This is a genomic window from Pseudarthrobacter sp. PS3-L1, from assembly GCF_030063285.1.
Classification (GTDB): Bacteria; Actinomycetota; Actinomycetes; order Actinomycetales; family Micrococcaceae; genus Arthrobacter.
Genome location: NZ_JASISU010000001.1, coordinates 277395 through 295098, shown reverse-complemented (window position 1 = coordinate 295098; position 17704 = coordinate 277395). Strand labels below are relative to the sequence as shown.

The window sequence follows — 17704 nt, the reverse complement described above, 5'->3', positions numbered from 1 at the left end:
GTCACGTGCACGGGAGGAGCCTTTCCAGTTATAGATTGGGGTGCATGACTGACGCTGCAGCCCCGCACGGAACCATCCTGGTGATCAATGGCCCCAACCTGAACCTGCTCGGCACCCGGGAACCTGAAAAGTACGGAACAGCCACCCTCTCCGATGTCGAAGATCTCTGCATTGCCGCTGCGGAAGCCCATGGGTTCACCGTGGACTGCATCCAGTCAAACCATGAGGGCGACCTGCTTGATGCCATCCACGCCGCCCGCGGGGCAGCTGCCGGAATCGTCATCAACGCAGGTGCCTACACACACACGTCAGTGGCACTGCGGGACGCGTTGGCCGCCGTCGCCCTCCCCGCCGTCGAGGTTCACATCACCAATGTCCACCAGCGCGAGGAGTTCCGCCACCATTCGTACCTTTCGGGGGTGTGCACGGCTGTCATTGCGGGCGCAGGAGTTCACGGCTACCGCCTTGCCATTGATTTCCTGGCCACAACAGCCTGAACTGCTACTTCTGGATGCAGGACCCAGGGGATACGGGCGCAGTAAGGCTCGATGAATGGGCAGCCACCGGCGCCAACTCGTCCATGGTGATGGCGAATCCCACGGCCGCATCGGTGGTGGTCTTCGCAAAGATCACACCCGCTACCTGGCCGCTGGTGGTGAGCAGTGGACCGCCAGAGTTGCCTGGCTGGACGTTGCCGGAAAGGCGGTAGATGTCCTCCGCCGCCGGGTTCTCGCCGTAGATGTCAGGCACCAGAACGGTGCTGATGTCCTGGACCGTTGCAGGCTGTGCGGTGAACGGCCCGCCGTGGGGGTACCCGGCGAATACCGCTGCGGAGCCACTGGGAAGGTTGGGGCTCAGCTCCAGGGGAGCTGATGGGAGGCCGTCCACGGAAAGCACGGCGAGGTCGTGGACCGCGTCAAAGTAGACCACTGTGGCCTGATAGGCGCCAGCACCGGAAATCTGGACGACCGGCTGCGGAACCCCTGCAACGACGTGCGCGTTGGTGACAACCTTGCCGTCAGCGACAACAAATCCGGATCCCGTCTGGTTCTGCCCGCACTGGAATGCCGTGCCCGTAATTTTCAGGACTGAGGACGCCGCCTGCGTCAGATCTGGCGTTGTGGTGTCGGCCTCCGGGGCAGCAACGGTAGCGCCCTGCCCCTGGCCGAGTCCCTCGATCAGGGTGGGGATTCCCTCCCCAATCATGGCGGAGCGCAGCTGGGCCATCGTGGCCTTGACCTGGGTGGGCGTAGCGCCGTCGATGAAGCGGATGACCCGCGATTCGGCTATCTGGGCCGACACAACGGGCACGCCAAGTGAGCTGACGCTGAAGGCGAGGAGAGACATCACTAGAGCCGACACCGCGAGGTTGGCGGCTCCGCCCAAGAGCCGGTCCACGGTCTTGAGCGGATTGATCCGCACGACGCCGCTGATAGAGCGGCCAATGAGGGTTCCCAGGCTGTGCCCCACCACAACCAACAACAGCCCGGCGGCCACAATTGCCGTGAGTCGCCAGCGCTCATCAGTTACCCATCCACTGACCACCGGGATCGCGAAGGTTGCGGCAATGGCGCCAGCGACGAAACCGGCAATGCCGCCCAGGGTGACAAGGAAACCGTTACGCAGTCCGTAAATCAGGTAGGACAGCAGAGCCAGAATCAGGATCAGGTCAAGAATGGTCAGGCCAAACACAAGGCTCCTCGGAGAAAGGGGTCGGACCTGATATTCTACGGCGCCACCCTGACAATTTCCCGAGGGAGCTGCTTTGTACGGAGCCGTTGGCTCAGTACATCGTTGTGTGACTGCGCCTGATTCACCCAGGAATCCCGCCATTTGTCCGCAACTGGTGTCACACCACGGCGTTTCCATGCCAAGTACGTCACAGAGCGGCAAAAATTCTGAAACAATGGCATCAGCGCCCCAGCCGATTTATATATTCAGGAGATTTCATGGACATCGAGGTACTGCGCCGAGCACCGCTTTTTGCCACGCTCGACGACGACGCATTCCGCCTGCTGACGGATGAGCTCACCGAGGTGGACCTCTCCCGCGGCGCCTCTGTTTTCCGCGAGGGGGACCAAGGCGATCAGCTGTACTTCATCGTCTCCGGCAAGGTAAAGCTTGGCCGCACCTCTCCGGACGGCCGTGAGTCACTCTTGGCTATCCTCGGCCCCGGTGAGCTCTTTGGCGAGATGGCGCTCTTTGACCCCAGCCCCCGGACCGCAACAGCGACGGCTGTGTCCGAAACCCGACTGGCTGGCTTGCGCAACGAAAGCCTCAACACACTCCTGCGGACCCGCCCCGAGGTCTCCGCGCAGCTCCTGCAGGCACTGGCCCGCCGGCTCCGCCGCACCAACGATTCCCTCTCCGACCTGGTGTTCTCTGACGTTCCGGGCCGTGTTGCCAAAGCCCTCCTGGACCTGGCAGACCGCTTCGGCCGTCCCGCCACAGACGGGGTCCTCGTGGCCCACGAACTCACGCAGGAAGAACTGGCGCAGCTGGTGGGCGCCTCCCGCGAGACAGTGAACAAGGCCCTGGCGGAATTTGTGCAGCGTGGGTGGCTGCGCTTGGAAGCCCGTGCCGTAGTCATCCTTGACATGCAGCGCCTGCGTCAGCGTTCCCGCTAACCCCGACGCTCCGCATACCCAGGTCCGGCTCCCCTCACGGGGTCCGGGCCTGCGGTCTTTAATACCATCAACGAGTGGACATGCTCGATACACAAAATTGGACATGTCCACTCTTGGCTTCGACGTGTGGGCATGAGCGAACATGCCCACCCCTGGACCCGAGCTCAGGACATGTCCGGTGGAGATCAGAGCCACAAAATTGAGCAGGTCCGGATGGGCTGGGGTCAGCGCTCCCGCTGAGGCTCCCCCGCAACAGTCTTCGCAGCTTCCACCTCAAGCATCAGGCGGCCATCCTCGGTGATGAGCTGCGGCTGGTAGACGTGGGCTTTGCGCTTGTAGCTGAGATAGGCAATACAGCCGTTCGACGCGGCCATTTTCTCAAGCATGATCTCTGAACCCGGAACCAGAAGCTGCCCCAGCGTCAGGCCTGCCGTATTGGGCTGGCCCACTTCATCACCCAGAGCCGTGGTGTTTCGGTCCCGAATGACGCCTGTTGCGCATACCCATCGTCCCCAGACACCCTTACTGGCAAGAATCGAAGGCTGCTGGTTCACGGGAATCGTTGCGGCGAAGTAGCGGGTATTGAAACGGCGGTGGGCAAAGTCTGGGCTGAGCCAGTTAACCAACGGTTTAAGGAGATCGGTACGGAGGGACAGTCCGCGCTTGGTAAGGATCGCCGAAAAGGATTTTTCTTGCGTCGCCACCGCTTCGCGTGCCTTCATCCACTCTGCAGCAGTTGTTGCTTCCACAGTGGTGGAGAGGTCCGGCCCGGCCAGCAGCACACCAGTTTCCTCAAAAAGCTCCCGGATGGCACCTGCCACATGGCGGCGTGCCAACCCGACGTCGGCGGTCCCCAGGTGTTCTGCCCATTGCCGCGGTGAGGGGCCAAGCCAGCCGACAGAAGCATCATCGTCTGACTCGAGGGACCCGCCCGGAAATGCAAGGACACCGAGGGGTGAGGAGCCTGGGCGGTAGCCAAGCCAGGTCTCCAGCCCTGCGGGGGAATCCCGCAGGAGGACCACGGAGGAGGCAAACCGGGGAGCGCGCGGGGTGCGCTCCCCGTGATCAAGCCAGCTCTGGGCAGCCCCCGTCAGTTCGGTGGGCAGGTCAAAAAGGCGTCGGGAAAGCTGTGGCAAAGGGGAACCCGCGTCCTAGCTGAATTCCGCGATCAGTTCGACTTCCACCGGCGAGTCGAGTGGCAGAACTGCAACGCCGACGGCGGAGCGCGCGTGCTGGCCTGCCTCACCGAAGACACTGCCCAGGAGCTCGGATGCTCCGTTGATCACTGCCGGCTGGCCAATGAAAGTGGGATCCGAGGCGACGAAACCAACAACTTTGACGATCCGGGTGATACGGTCCAGATCGCCAATGACGCTTTTGATGGCCGCTAGGGCATTGACGGCGCAGACCGCGGCGTATTTTGCAGCATCGGTGGGTGAAACGGTGACTTCGTCGGCGTAGGACTCGCTCCCGATCGACACCTTGCCCGTAGCTTGGAGTTTGCCGTTAATAAACGGCAGCTGGCCGGAGGTGTAAACGTGGTTTCCCGAGATCATGGCGGGGACGTAGGACGCCACCGGCGCGGCAACGTCCGGAAGGCTCATGCCAAGTTCGGCCAAACGCTTTTCGACAGCCGAAACTGGAGCCGCGGCCGCGCCGTTGCTGGCCTCTGAGGGAATTGACACGCTACTGCTTCTCCCGCTTGAGGTAGGCGACAAGGCCGTTGCCGTCAGGGCCGGTGACTACCTGCACTAGCTCCCAGCCGTCCTCTCCCCACTGGTCAAGGATCTGCTTTGTAGCGTGGATGATGAGCGGAATCGTTGCGTACTCCCATTTGGTCATGAGCTAAAGCCTAGTCCTTGCCGGTAAAGTGGGAAACATGGCTGCCCGTAAGAACCCTCTTTTTGACACTGCAACCACCCTGGGGAAGATCCTTGGGTTCTTTGGCGTGAGCGCTCTCTGTGGTGTTCTGGTGGCTGGCCTGCTGGTCCCGGCCGCCGCAGTATCGGGCAACGCAGCCAGTGGCTCCATCGAATTCTTCGACACTCTCCCTGCTGAGTTGAAGGTGGATCCGCCCAATCAGTCCACTACCATCCTGGCTGCGGACAACAGCCCCATTGCCACGCTGTACACGGAGAACCGGACAAAGGTCTCGTTGGACCAGATCTCTCCTTTCATGCAGGATGCCGTATTGGCCGTGGAAGATAGCCGCTTCTATGAGCACGGCGGGGTAGACACCACAGGTATCCTCCGCGCAGTGGTCGAAACAGCGCGAGGCAACAAACAGGGTGCTTCGACCATTACGCAGCAGTACGTGAACAACGTCCTCAACTCCAATTACGCAGCCGAGGGCAAGGACGAGGACATTCTCCTCAACGGCAACAAGGGTGTTGGGGACAAGCTCCGCGAGATGAAGCTCGCCATTTCCCTGGAGAAAGAATTCACCAAGGAGCAGATCCTTGAGGGATACCTCAACATCGTCTTTTTCAACCGTGACGCGTACGGCATCGAGGCTGCGTCCAAGTTTTTCTTCAGCACCAGCGCCAAAGACCTGACCCTCCCCCAGGCAGCGCTCCTGGCTGGGCTGGTCAACAGCCCCAGTGCCTTTGATCCCATCACCAACCCGGAAAACTCCAAAGCCCGCCGTGACCTGGTTCTGGGCCTGATGCTGGACCAGGGAAAGATTACGCAGGCCGACTTCGACGCCGCCGTGGCCACTCCGGTGGAAACCAACGTGACCCAGCCCAGGCAGGGCTGTGCGTACGCCACCACCGCACCGTACTTCTGCGACTACGTGCTGCACCTCCTGCTGAATAACCCGGCCTACGGCGCAGACGAGGCAGAACGGGTCAGCCGAATCTATGGTGGCGGCCTCACCATCAAAACCACCCTGGATCCAGCAGCACAAAATGCCGCACAAGCCCAGGTGGACGCCTCGGCGGGAGCCAATGAGATCAAGTGGGGCTCAGCCATGGTCTCCGTGAAACCTGGCACCGGCGAGATCACGAATATGGCGCAGAACACCGTGTTCCTGCCCGCGGACGGAAAGTTTGATTCCCAGGTCAACTTCGCCGTGGACAAGCTGGACAAGGACGGTAATGACCTCAACGGCCTCGGTGGAGCCCAGCCAGGATCCACCATGAAGCCCTTCACCTTTGCTGAGTGGCTCAACGAGGGCAAGTCCATGAACACCACAGTCAACGCTGCACAGCGCAGGTATTCCGCTAACTTTCCCTGGCGAAACACCTGCGGTGTGGTGACCGGCGCCTACGACACAACCAACCCCGACGAAGCTGACGACCTGCAGAACGCCGAGGATGGTTACTACCGGTCCATGCCGGTTCTTGAGGGACTTTACAACTCGATCAACACTGCAACGTTTGCTTCGGCTGCCCAGTTGGATTTCTGCGGCATTCAGAAGATCGTTGACGCCGTGGGCATTCACAGCGGATTGCCATCCACTGACGAAAACGGAAACCTTGTTCCAAATCCGAAGGTCAACATGTTCTCCCTGGGCAACCTGCTTGGGTCAACCCAGACGTCTCCCCTGACCATGGCCAGCGCCTTCGCCACGTTTGCCAATGACGGCAAGTACTGCGAACCGATTGCCATCACCTCCGTCAAGGATGCTTCCGGCGCCGATCTTCCTGCCCAGGCCAGCAACTGCCGCGATGCCATCAAGCCTGAAGTTGCCCGCGGCGTGAACTACGCTCTCCAGGAAGTCCTCAACCGCGGTTCCGGCTCCCTGATCCAGCCAAGGATCTCCACCCGCACCAATTTCCCGGTGGCGGCCAAGACAGGTACTTCCAACCTGAACGAGTCCACCTGGGTTGTTGGCCACACCACCGGACTTGCGACTGCGGCCTGGTTTGGCGATCCCCTCGGCAGCCAGAACAGGCCAGGCCGCGATCTGACGTTCAACGGGCAGTTCTACCAGAACCTGGACGGCTACATGGTGGCGGGCCCCATGTTCTCGAACTTCATGCGGGAAATCGCACCCAATTACGGAACTGACGGTTTCCCGGCGCCGCCCAGCAACATGATCAACGCTGCGCCCGCGCCAGCGCCTGCCCAGCCCAGGACACCCGCGCAGCCCCGGACACCTGCGCAGCCGAGTGCCGAGCCGTCCCCGGCACCGAGTAACTGATCGCGCATGAGGTACTCAGCACCTGACTTCTCCGGCCTTGCCAAGCGTGCCCGCACTGTGGGCCGCAACGCTGCATTCGTTGCCGGTACCGGCGCAGCCGTGGGCTCGGCGGCTTTTGGCTACGGACTCTGGGAGAAAAACCAGTTCGGCGTCCGCGAGGAAAACCTCGCGATCCTGCCACCCGGGCAGCAGCCGTTCCGGATCCTGCACCTGAGTGACATCCACTTTGTCCCCGGCCAGCACAAGAAAGCCGCCTGGCTTTCATCGCTGGCTGATCTCAGGCCCGATCTGGTGGTCAATACAGGTGACAACCTGAGCCATGTCAAAGCCGTGGACCCCCTGCTCGAGGCGCTGAAACCGCTGTTCGAGTTCCCTGGCGTTTTTGTCCCGGGTTCCAATGACTACTACGGTCCCAGCTGGAAAAACCCGGCGAGTTATCTCTTCGGTCCGTCCCTGCGGAAAAAGGAACCTGTCCCCCTGGACTGGACCAAGCTGAGCACCGAATTTGGCCTGGGTGGCTGGATTGACCTCACCAACCGCCACCAATCGCTGGTAATGAACCGGATGCGCTTCGATTTTTCTGGCGTGGACGATCCCCATCTGCAGCGGGAAAAATACGCAGGCTGGCCCCGTGGCACCTCCGGCCAGGACCAGACGCCGCACTTGAAAGTGGCTGTGATTCACGCCCCCTACCAGCGCGTGCTGGACCACTTCACGCGGGACGAAGCTGATTTACTGCTGGCCGGGCACACGCATGGTGGCCAGATCTGCGTCCCTGGGTTTGGCGCACTGGTGACCAACTGCGACCTTCCCACCTGGCGAGCCAAGGGCCTGCACACCTGGGAGAGCAAGGGACATACGACGCCGGTCAACGTCTCCGGCGGAATTGGAACGTCCCGGTATGCCCCCATCCGTATTGCCTGCCGCCCGGAGGCTGTCCTCCTTACGTTGACGGAGCGGACGTCGGCCGAGGCCTGAAGTACCAGGCCTCGCACTCATCACGAAACGCAATAACTGAGCAAGTGCGGGTCTCAGGAACAAATCCTGTGAAGCGGATCACCCGCGTGTCATAAGGTAGTTGCTACGGGAAACTACCTTAAAAATTGAGGCTTTAAAAGTTCGCATGGCCACGCAAAGTTCATTCTTCTCCTCCATCAGCCGTCTCTACCCCCACGTCAAGCCCATCATTCCGCGGCTCGTCATGGGCCTGCTCTGCGCACTCCTGGCCAGCCTCGTAGCGCTGACCATTCCGCAGGTACTGCGGGTACTGATCAACGACACCCTCCGGGTAGGCGGAACGTCAGATGCCGTCTGGATTGCATTCGGGGCCATCCTGCTGCTGGGCATCGCAGAAGCAGGACTCGTCGCCCTGCGTCGGCAGTTTGTGATCAACCCCGCGACCACCGTCGAAACCAACATGCGGGTCTCGCTCTACAGCCACCTCCAGAACCTGACAGTCTCTTTCCATGATCGCTGGGGATCAGGGCAGCTCCTCTCCCGGGCCATGACTGACCTGAACTTCCTGCGCCGCTGGATGGCGTTCGGTGCCATCATGCTGGTGGTCACCACACTGACAGTTGTTATCGGAATTGGCGTCATGTTCTCCATGAGCTGGCAGCTTGCCCTGATCTTCCTCGCCGCCGCTGTGCCCATCATGATCTACGGCTTCCGCTTCCGCACCCGCTTCAGCCAGGTAACCCGGCGCAGTCAGGACCAGGCCGGAGACTTGGCCACCACTGTGGAAGAGTCTGTCCATGGCATCCGCGTCCTCAAGGCCTTCGGACGCAGTCGAGAGGCCCTGGCCAATTTTAATGGCCAGGCGGAGGAACTGCGCCAGACGGAAATCCAGAAAGCCAAACACCTTGCTGTTTTCTCGCTTGTGGTCACTCTCCTTCCGGAGCTGGCCCTGGGATCTGGCCTTGTTGTCGGCGTTGTTCTGGTATCCAATGGGGAACTAAGCATCGGCGCGCTGGTGGCGTTTTTTGCCACGGCGGCCGTCATTGCCATGCCCGTCGAATTTTCCGGCACCCTGTTGGCCATGGCACTCACCGCCAAGGCCGCCGTCGACAGGCACTTCGAGGTCATGGATGCGGTAAACACCATTACCAGCCCGGAGAACCCGAGTCGTCCCGAAACTACTGTGGGTGCACTCAGTTTCCGGCAGGCAGGCTTCGCGTTTGAGGATGCCCCTGAGCATCCCATCCTGAAAGACATCACCCTTGATGTCCGGCCCGGGGAAACCATGGCCCTGGTGGGCATCACGGGCAGCGGCAAGAGTGCCCTGCTGCAATTGGTCCCCCGCCTCTACGAAGTGAGCGCGGGCTCCGTCCAGATCGACGGCATGGACCTTCGCGAGTACGACGTCGAACAATTGCGCCAGGTAGTTGGTGTCGCCTTTGAGGACACCATCCTGTTCTCCAGTTCGGTCCGCGACAACGTCCTGCTGGGTGCCTCGGAACGCAGTGATGAAGTGCTGACGGAGGCCTTGGATGTGGCCCAGGCACACTTCGTCTATTCCTTGCCCCAGGGCCTGGAGACCCTCATTGGGGAAGAAGGTCTCAGCCTCTCCGGAGGCCAGCGTCAACGCATAGCCCTGGCCAGGGCCATCGCAGCAAAGCCCAAAGTCCTGGTGCTCGACGATCCGCTGTCAGCACTGGACGTATCGACGGAGGAGCTTGTCGAAACGCGGCTGCGCCAGGTTCTGGCGGATACCACCACGCTGATTGTGGCCCACCGTCCGTCCACCGTGGCGCTGGCGGACCGCGTGGCCCTACTCGAGAACGGGCAAATCACCGCCGTTGGAACACACACTGAACTGCTCTCCACCAATGACCACTACAGGTACGTCATCGCCAGCTTGGACGAGGACGCCCACGATTTGGATTCGGACCTGGAGACGGACCTGGACGCCCTTGAACAGACCACAGGCCTGGACCTTGACGAGGCAGAACTGACGATTCACCAGCCAGGGAAGGCCACTCGATGAGCGCAACAAACTTCGGTACGGCCAATGAGGACAATTCCAATCTCACCAAGGCTGAGAGCAAGGTGCTCCGGCGCAGATCTCTGGCCCTCCTCAACTCACTGATCCGTCCCATCCGGCTGCGCTTCTGGCTGACCATCGCCATGGTGGTGCTGTCCCAGGCAGCCCGCGTTGCAGGACCTGCCCTGATCGCGTTCGGCATCGACAATGCCCTGCCTGCTCTGCGGGCCGGGAACAGCATGCCAGTGGTATTCACCGGTGTCGCCTACCTGTCAGCCGCTATTGCCACTGCCGGCCTTACCGCCCTGTATGTGACATCGACGGCGAAACTGAGCCAGGCCATGCTGCTGGACCTGCGTCTTCGGGTGTTTCGGCATACGCAGCAGCTGAGCCTGGAATTTCACGAGAAATACACCTCGGGGCGCATCATCTCAAGGCAGACATCGGATCTGGAAGCGCTGCGCGAGCTTCTGGACTCCGGCGTTTCCGCACTCGCCTCCGGGTTGCTCTTCATGATCTTCACCGCGATCACCATCTTCGCGCTGGACTGGAAAAGTGGACTCATCGTCCTGGTAGCTGGCGTGCCCATGTTTCTCCTGTCCCGCTGGTACCAGAAGCACTCGCAGATCGCCTACCGGGAGTCGCGCGTCGTCTCTGCGGGCCTTATTGTGCATTTCATCGAGACAATGACAGGTATCCGCGCGGTGAAGGCTTTCCGCAAGGAGCGCGAGAATGACTCCCGGTTTGGTTCCCTTGCCGAGGGTTACCGCCTGGTGACAGTGCGCTCAATCAACCTCAACGGCGTTTTCCAGCCGGGCTTGGTCCTGATCGGTAATGTCTGCGTCGCATTTGTCCTCCTCGGCGGTGGCTTCCGTGTCCTCAATGGGGACCTGGCTGTAGGTATCCTGCTTGCCCTCATCCTTTCCACCAAGCGGTTCTTCCAGCCGGTGGACCAGATGGCCATGTTCTACAACGCATTCCAAAGCGCACAGGCTGCCCTGGAAAAGGTCTCAGGACTATTGGAAGAAATCCCCACCGTCCGGCCACCTAAAAACGCAACACCACTGAAGGACGCCAGGGGAGCCATCAACTTCACGGGTGTTGAGTTCCGCTACGGGGCCGGTCCAATCATTGTCCCCACCATGGACCTGCACATTCCTGCGGGACAGACAGTAGCCCTCGTGGGGCAGACAGGTGCGGGCAAGTCCACACTTGCCAAGTTGATTGCACGCTTCTACGACGTCTCCGCGGGATCGCTGACCCTCGACGGCGTAGACCTTCGCAATTTGAGCACCTCAGACCTCCGGCACAACATTGTCATGGTGACGCAGGAAGCGTTCCTCTTCAGTGGTTCGGTGGCGGACAACATTGCGCTGGGCCGCCCTGCGGCCACACGTTCTGAAATTGAGGGGGCAGCCAGGGCTGTGGGGGCGCACGACTTTATCGCCGCCCTCCCTGACGGGTATGACACCGACGTCAACAAGCGGGGTGGCCGCGTCTCGGCGGGGCAGCGGCAGCTCATCAGCTTTGCGCGTGCATTCCTGGCTCGTCCAGCAGTCCTCATTCTGGACGAGGCCACTTCCTCACTGGATATCCCCTCTGAGCGGCTGGTCCAGCAGGGTCTGGCAAACCTCCTCCACGGTCCCTCAGCACCTGACGAAACCGAAGGACGCGTCACGGGCGGGCGCCCGCCGTCGGGAGACACCGAAGGCCGCACGGCACTGATCATTGCCCACCGGCTTTCCACTGTGGAGACAGCTGACCGCATCCTGGTGATCCATGACGGACGCGTGGTGGAGGATGGCACACCCGCAGAGCTGATCGGCAGTGGTGGCCGGTTTGCCACCCTGCATGGTGCCTGGAAGGAATCGCTGGTCTAGGACAGTCCAGCGTCCCTGCCGACAGCTGCGCCGTTTCCTGGGGATTTCGCTTCCAGAGCAGCGTCCGCTATCCTTGAAAAGTTGCTTTTGCAGCGGATCGGGATGTGGCGCAGCTTGGTAGCGCGCGTCGTTCGGGACGACGAGGTCGCAGGTTCAAATCCTGTCATCCCGACCAAAATAGAGAAGGGCCTTCATACGAAGGCCCTTTTTTATTGCCCACGTCGCCTGTTTTCTGCAGCCTGCCTCGGCAAAGAGGTGATTTTTGTAGCCCCCTTCGATGCCTGCCGACCGCAGAAAACCCCGCCTCATGCCAAAGCCTGAGTCGGGGTCTTGGGCCGTGAGCCTCACGGCTGGAAGGAAGCTGCTGCTCTACATAGGATCAGGCCAGTTGCCCACCGTCGTCTTGTACGTCATGGGGTCGGGCCAGTTGCCCACCGTCGTCTTGTACGTCATCGGATCAGGCCAGTTGCCCACCGTCGTCTTGTACGTCATCGGATCAGGCCAGTTGCCCACCGCCTCGATGCTTGCAGAGCCCGAGGAAATGCCTGCAGACAAAACGGCCGGCGTGCCTGCGGCGAGAGCCACGATGCCCGCCAGGGCAGCCGCAGCAGCAATCTTCTTCAACATATGTTGTCCTCAATACGAGTCGGATTTGTTACACAATAGGCACTGTCCGTGTTGACATACATTGTAAAATTGCTTCCACAGGTACTGTCAAGCATTACCTGAAAAAATTTGTGCGCTATAGGGAGGACTGGTTTGGGCAACGGATTCGGAGAGAAGCTCCGGGCAGAGCGTTTGGAACGCGGTTTGACCCAGGCCGAGCTCGGGAAGGGCCTCTACTCCCCCAGCTACATCTCGCTGCTGGAGACCGGACGCCGCGAACCGACGGCGGACATCATCGAGGAGCTGGCGCGCAGGCTTGAGTTGGCCCCCAAAGCGCTTGAGGCGTGGAGCCAGCCTATCTCCCTGAGTGATGCCGAGTATGTCCTGGCCGGTCTCTACGCGCGGCAGGCCTGGGACCTGCGCGATTACCCCCTTGCGGCCTCCCATGCAGCAGCTGCGGCGCAGATTGCCCTTGAGGGGAAGAACACCAGCGCCTGGTGGAACATGACATATATGCAGGCAGAGGCCCTGATCAAGCAGGGTGACTGGCAGGGCTGCCAGCGCATCATGGAACATCTCCTCGAACACCCTATGGCCCAGGAGTCAGCGGGGCTTGGTGTCCGGGCACGCCAGATGCTCGCCGCAGTCCATCAGGGGCAGGGGCAGCTGACTGAGGCTGTCCGGCACGCACAGGCAGCTGTTGACCTGAGCGCGCACCTGCCTCAGGGTTCCACGTTGATTGTTGGGGCGCATCGTGCGCTCATTGGCGCCCTTGCCGAAAGCGGCAGGCTCGATGAAGCCTGGGCCCTCTGCCAGGCCATGAACACCCAGCTTGAAGGTACTTCCATGTCCCAGCTCGCCGGCGAGGTTGCGTGGGTGGTGGGCAACGTTGCCTTCATGCGCCACGATTACCCCGAGGGCATCCGCAACCACGAACGCGCAGCCAAGCTCCTCTCGCCAGCCAACGACATTGAACTGTGGGCCAGGTTCAACAAGGCATCCGCCGCCGTCCGGCTTTCCTCCGGCATTGTCGAACCAGAGACCCTGGCAGCGATTGAGCGCGCGGAATTGGCGCTCTCCATTGTTGGCGGGAACAACGTGGACCGGCTGGAAGTGGCTTTCATCCGGGCACGCTGGCTGTACCTTACCGGTGACATCACTGCCGCAATCGCAAAGCTCCGCGAGATCCACCATGAACGCGAGGACCTGGCCACCCACACCTCCGGCGAGGTCTCGCTGCTGCTCGGCAAGTCGCTCAAAGCAGCAGGAGAATCCGACGAAGCAGTGGACTTCCTCAGTCAGGCCCAAAAAGAGTTCACCAGCGCAGGGGCCGCGGACCGTGTCCAGCAGGTCATGGATACGCTCCTGGAAATTAGGCTTGCGCAGCAGCGTGCTGCTGCCGCCCAGGCCAGCTGAGCCGCAGCACCCTAGGCCGTGAAGGACCCGCCGGTCAGCTTCTCAAAAGCCTCAACGTACCGGGCCCGGGTCTTTGCCACCACCTCGGCTGGCAGCTCGGGCGGCGCCTCATCAGATGCCCTGTCCCAGCCTGATTCAGCAGATGTAAGCCAGTCACGGACATACTGCTTGTCGTAGGACGCCTGGGCCTGTCCCGGCTGATACGTGGCAGCGTCCCAGAACCTGGAGGAATCTGGCGTCAGGACCTCATCTCCCAGGGTGATGGCGCCTGAGTTTGCGTCAAAGCCAAACTCCACTTTCGTGTCTGCCAGGATGATGCCCCTGCTACGCGCAATCTCCTCGGCACGGGTGTAGATCCGCAGCGTCAGCTCCTGCAGCCGTTCGGCAATGTCGGGTCCTACCGTCTGCACCACAGCGTCATAGGTGATGTTTTCATCATGTTCGCCCACCTCGGCTTTCGCTGACGGGGTGAACAGCGCAGTTTCCAGCCGTGAGCCATCTACCAGCCCATCAGGCAGCGGGATACTGCAGACGGTTCCGGAATCACGGTATTCGAGGAGTCCGGAACCCGTGAGGTACCCACGGGCAATGCACTCGATCGGGAACATGTCCAGTTTCTTGCAGATCATGGCCCGCCCGGCGACGGCTTCCGGAACACCATCTGCCACGGTGGAGGCGAGAACGTGGTGTTCCACCCCCAGCTGGTCAAACCACCACAGGCTCAGCTGCGTCAGGATTGCGCCCTTGTCGGGGATTTCGCTGGTCAAGACGTGGTCATAGGCACTGATCCTGTCGCTTGCCACCACCAGGACGCAGTCCTGTCCGAGGCGCTGTGCGATCGATTCATCCGTCGGGACGTAGAGGTCGCGCACTTTCCCGGAGTAGACGTGGGTCCACCCGGGAAGGTCCAGGGCGGTGGTCTCGAAACCACCGGGTGTCAGGTCAGTCATTTCACGCCTTCTTTGCGACGATCGGAAGGGCGGATGTGTGGATCGAGGGCAGTCGGATCTCTCCACGCGCTGCCTTGCGCGCAATGTCCGTGCGGAACTGCCCGCCGTCGAGCTGCACCAGCTCCACGCCGTCGTACGCCCGTTCGCGTGCCTCCACAAGATCGCTGCCCAGAGCCACCACGGCGAGCACCCGCCCTCCTGCTGATACCACCTTGCCGTCGTCATCCAAGGCGGTTCCGGCGTGGATGACGTGAACGCCGTCCAGCTCGCCAGCCTTCTTCAGGCCACGGATTCGGTCACCTGTCTTGGGCAGTCCAGGATAGTTCTCAGAAGCGACGACGACGGCTACTGCGGTGTCCTTTGACCAACGCAACTCATCCGCCTGATCCAGTTCGCCCCTGGCAGCTGCAAGCAGCACCCCACCCAAGGGGGTTTTGAGCCGGGCCAGGACCGCCTGGGTCTCTGGATCACCAAAGCGGACGTTGAATTCAATGACGCGGGTGCCGCGCGACGTCAGCGCCAGGCCCACAAAAAGCACACCAACGAACGGGGTGCCACGACGGGCCATTTCCTGGACCGTAGGCTGGGCCACCCGGTCAATGACTTCCTGCACCAGTCCAGGCGGTGCCCACTCCAGCGGGGTGTAGGCACCCATTCCGCCAGTGTTGGGGCCCTCATCATTGTCAAAGATCCGCTTGAAATCCTGTGCAGGTGAGAGGGCCACTGTGGTGCGGCCATCGCAAAGGACAAAGATGGAGACCTCGGGCCCGTCAAGGAACTCCTCGATGACCACAGTGCCGCCTGCATCAAAGCACGTCTGTGCATGGGCCAGGGCTTCATCACGGTCCTTGGTAACCACAACACCCTTGCCAGCTGCCAGCCCGTCATCCTTGACAACGTAGGGGGCGCCGAAAGTATCCAAGGCAGCGGCAGCTTCCTCTGCGGTCGCAGCGACCATTGCCATGGCCGTGGGAACCTCTGCCTCCGCCATGACTTCCTTGGCGAATGCCTTGGAAGCCTCAAGCTGGGCTGCAGCCATGCTGGGTCCAAACACCGGAATCCCGGCTGCTCGGACGGCATCCGAGACGCCAGCAGCGAGGGGGGCCTCAGGACCAACCACCACGAGGTCCACGTCAAGACGGACGGCCAGGGCCGCAACGGCGTCGGGGTTGTTTGCATCAATGGCGTGACTGGGCACCAGTTTGTTGATCCCGGCGTTGCCCGGTGCTGCGTGAACCTCGGACACCGTGGGATCAGAGAGCAGGGAACGGACAAGGGCGTGTTCGCGGCCGCCGGGGCCAATGACTAGTACCTTCACAGTCACCAAGGGTACTTTGTGAGGCGTTGCCTGCCTAAGTTGTGACTGGTTGCTGGACTGATTTGCCGGACTGCAACAAGGCCAACAACTGCCTGGGAAGAATCCAGGCCTAAACACCCCTCCCGCTCCGCAGGACCATGCCCCCACCTGAGCCATCCTTTGGCTGCGCAGCTTCGAAGTGCAGTCATGAAGAAATTAATGAAGTGGATCAAGGGTCCCACGGCGCTCGCAGCGCTGGCAGGCGTGGTTAGTGCCGCCGTCGTCCTCGCCGTAGCGGAACTGCTGGGTGCGTTCTTCACGTCACGTGCCACTCCGGTTTTTGCACTGGGTTCCACTTTCATTGACTTCACACCGCCGTGGTTGAAGGATTTCGCCATTGCCACGTTTGGCACCAATGACAAGTTGGCCCTCTTTGTGGGCATGGGAGTCACCATCGCCATCCTGGCCTGCGTGCTCGGTGTTGTCGCCTACCGTAAATGGGCACTTGGCGTCCTGGGCGTCCTGTTTATGGGGGCCGTGATTGTTGTCAGCGTCGTGACGCGCTCGGGCGTCAAGCTTGTGGATGCCATCCCCAGCCTGGTCGGCACTGTCGCCGGGCTCCTGATCCTGCGGCTCCTCATCAGCCGCATCTGGCGCATGGACTCGTTCCCGACGAGTCCGGCAGGCTCTGCTGCCAAGGCGCCGGAACGGCCTGCGACCTCCCGCCGGGCGTTCTTCGCCGCTACCGGAATCACAGCAGTGGCAGCCGGTATTGCCGCCACCGGTGGGCGACTCCTGGGCGCGGCGCGCAGCAACGTTGCCAAGGCCCGCGATTCACTCAAACTGCCAGCCCCAGCCAAGGCAGCCCCGGCAATCCCCGACGGCGTGCAGTCGCCCGTCCAGGGAGTGACGCCCTGGGTAACACCCAACGACCAGTTTTACCGCATTGATACAGCACTGAGCGTGCCGGAGATCGCCGCCGATGAATGGGAACTTCGTGTCCACGGAATGGTGGAGGAAGAGTTCACCATGACCTTCCAGGAGCTCATGGATGCGGACCTGATCGAATCCCACATCAGCATGACCTGCGTTTCAAACCCGGTCGGCGGCAACTTGGCCGGCAACGCCAAATGGTTGGGCATGCCCATCCGTGACGTCATCGCCCGGGCAAAACCCAAGGACGGTGCGGATATGGTCCTCTCCACCTCGATTGACGGCTTCAGTGCCTCCACTCCCCTGGAAGTCCTCCAGGATGATCGGGATGCGATCTTCGCCATCGGCATGAACGATGAGCCCCTTCCGCTGGAACACGGCTACCCCGTCCGCATGGTGGTCCCGGGCCTTTACGGATTCGTGTCTGCTACCAAATGGGTGGTCGACCTGGAAGTAACACGATTCGAAGACAAGACGTCCTACTGGACCGATCGCGGCTGGTCCGATCACGGACCCATCAAGACGATGGCACGTGTTGAGGTGCCCAAGTCCTTTGAAAAGGTCAAGGCAGGCACCGTGGGCATCGGTGGCACCGCCTGGGCGCAGACCAGGGGTATCACCAAGGTTGAGATCCAGATCGACAACGATGACTGGGTCGAGACAACACTCTCAGCCGAGGCATCGCTGGTCACGTGGCGCCAGTGGTCCTATCAGTGGGAAGCAACTCCGGGGCCGCACTACATCAAGGTCCGTGCCACGGACGGCACCGGTGAGGTCCAGACGGACCAGCGTGCTGACCCCGTTCCTGACGGAGCTTCAGGCTGGCAGTCAGTGATGGTCACCGCGGAGTAACAGCCCCGGGAGC

Annotated in this window: 15 protein-coding genes and 1 tRNA gene; 9 read left to right on the top strand and 7 right to left on the bottom strand. The window is 61.4% G+C overall.

The window, feature by feature from the left end; all coding sequences use genetic code 11:
* Positions 1-44: 44 nt before the first annotated feature.
* The gene (gene aroQ / locus QMG79_RS01420) at positions 45-497 is read left to right on the top strand and encodes a type II 3-dehydroquinate dehydratase (RefSeq protein WP_283536783.1); all 453 of its coding nucleotides are present in this window, start codon (positions 45-47) and stop codon (positions 495-497) included.
* Positions 498-501: 4 nt separating this feature from the next.
* Here aroQ and QMG79_RS01415 read toward each other — a convergent pair whose 3' ends face one another.
* Entirely contained in the window at positions 502-1692 is a 1191-nt protein-coding gene (locus QMG79_RS01415; RefSeq protein WP_283536782.1) for a MarP family serine protease, read from the bottom strand.
* A gap of 257 nt (positions 1693-1949) precedes the next feature.
* On the opposite strand from QMG79_RS01415, the gene QMG79_RS01410 reads away from it, so the two are divergent.
* Positions 1950-2627, top strand: coding sequence for a Crp/Fnr family transcriptional regulator (locus tag QMG79_RS01410; protein WP_050684013.1), 678 nt, complete (start codon positions 1950-1952; stop codon positions 2625-2627).
* A 224-nt stretch (positions 2628-2851) separates the two neighbouring features.
* Here QMG79_RS01410 and QMG79_RS01405 read toward each other — a convergent pair whose 3' ends face one another.
* The 3 genes from QMG79_RS01405 to sp36 are packed head-to-tail and all read right to left on the bottom strand — an operon-like array spanning position 2852 to position 4469.
* Positions 2852-3763, bottom strand: a complete 912-nt coding sequence (locus tag QMG79_RS01405) for an NUDIX hydrolase (protein ID WP_283536781.1) — start codon at positions 3761-3763, stop codon at positions 2852-2854.
* A gap of 15 nt (positions 3764-3778) precedes the next feature.
* Entirely contained in the window at positions 3779-4312 is a 534-nt protein-coding gene (locus QMG79_RS01400) for a RidA family protein (protein WP_283536780.1), read from the bottom strand.
* A 1-nt stretch (position 4313) separates the two neighbouring features.
* The gene (gene sp36 / locus QMG79_RS01395) at positions 4314-4469 is read right to left on the bottom strand and encodes a Sp36 family protein (RefSeq protein ID WP_011693223.1); all 156 of its coding nucleotides are present in this window, start codon (positions 4467-4469) and stop codon (positions 4314-4316) included.
* Between the two features lie 37 nt (positions 4470-4506).
* On the opposite strand from sp36, the gene QMG79_RS01390 reads away from it, so the two are divergent.
* The 5 genes from QMG79_RS01390 to QMG79_RS01370 all read left to right on the top strand — a co-directional run bounded on the left by QMG79_RS01390 (position 4507) and on the right by QMG79_RS01370 (position 11812).
* Positions 4507-6774, top strand: a complete 2268-nt coding sequence (locus QMG79_RS01390; RefSeq protein ID WP_283536779.1) for a transglycosylase domain-containing protein — start codon at positions 4507-4509, stop codon at positions 6772-6774.
* Positions 6775-6780: 6 nt separating this feature from the next.
* On the top strand, positions 6781-7752 hold the full coding sequence (locus QMG79_RS01385) for a metallophosphoesterase (protein WP_283536778.1): 972 nt from the start codon (positions 6781-6783) through the stop codon (positions 7750-7752).
* 145 nt (positions 7753-7897) lie between these two features.
* Positions 7898-9760: an ABC transporter ATP-binding protein gene (locus tag QMG79_RS01380; RefSeq protein WP_283536777.1), complete on the top strand. Its 1863-nt coding sequence runs from the start codon at positions 7898-7900 to the stop codon at positions 9758-9760.
* Positions 9757-11637 carry an ABC transporter ATP-binding protein gene (locus QMG79_RS01375; RefSeq protein WP_283536776.1) on the top strand — a complete coding sequence of 627 codons (1881 nt, stop codon included), beginning with the start codon at positions 9757-9759 and terminating at the stop codon, positions 11635-11637. Before QMG79_RS01380 ends, QMG79_RS01375 begins: the two co-directional genes overlap by 4 nt.
* Before the next feature lie 98 nt (positions 11638-11735).
* Positions 11736-11812, top strand: a tRNA-Pro gene (locus QMG79_RS01370).
* A 194-nt stretch (positions 11813-12006) separates the two neighbouring features.
* On the opposite strand, the gene QMG79_RS01365 is transcribed toward QMG79_RS01370, so the two are convergent.
* A complete protein-coding gene (locus tag QMG79_RS01365; RefSeq protein WP_283536775.1) occupies positions 12007-12264 on the bottom strand; it encodes a hypothetical protein in 258 nt (85 codons plus the stop codon).
* Between the two features lie 132 nt (positions 12265-12396).
* Between QMG79_RS01365 and QMG79_RS01360 the strand changes: the two genes are divergently transcribed.
* Entirely contained in the window at positions 12397-13659 is a 1263-nt protein-coding gene (locus QMG79_RS01360; RefSeq protein ID WP_283536774.1) for a helix-turn-helix domain-containing protein, read from the top strand.
* Positions 13660-13670: 11 nt separating this feature from the next.
* On the opposite strand, the gene QMG79_RS01355 is transcribed toward QMG79_RS01360, so the two are convergent.
* Both QMG79_RS01355 and purD read right to left on the bottom strand, forming a co-directional pair.
* Entirely contained in the window at positions 13671-14609 is a 939-nt protein-coding gene (locus QMG79_RS01355; RefSeq protein WP_283536773.1) for a phosphoribosylaminoimidazolesuccinocarboxamide synthase, read from the bottom strand.
* Position 14610: 1 nt separating this feature from the next.
* Positions 14611-15927: a phosphoribosylamine--glycine ligase gene (gene purD, locus QMG79_RS01350; RefSeq protein WP_283537326.1), complete on the bottom strand. Its 1317-nt coding sequence runs from the start codon at positions 15925-15927 to the stop codon at positions 14611-14613.
* Positions 15928-16113: 186 nt separating this feature from the next.
* Between purD and QMG79_RS01345 the strand changes: the two genes are divergently transcribed.
* Positions 16114-17691 (top strand): molybdopterin-dependent oxidoreductase, encoded by a 1578-nt coding sequence (locus tag QMG79_RS01345; RefSeq protein ID WP_283536772.1) that lies wholly within the window; start codon positions 16114-16116, stop codon positions 17689-17691.
* The last annotated feature ends 13 nt before the right edge of the window (positions 17692-17704 follow it).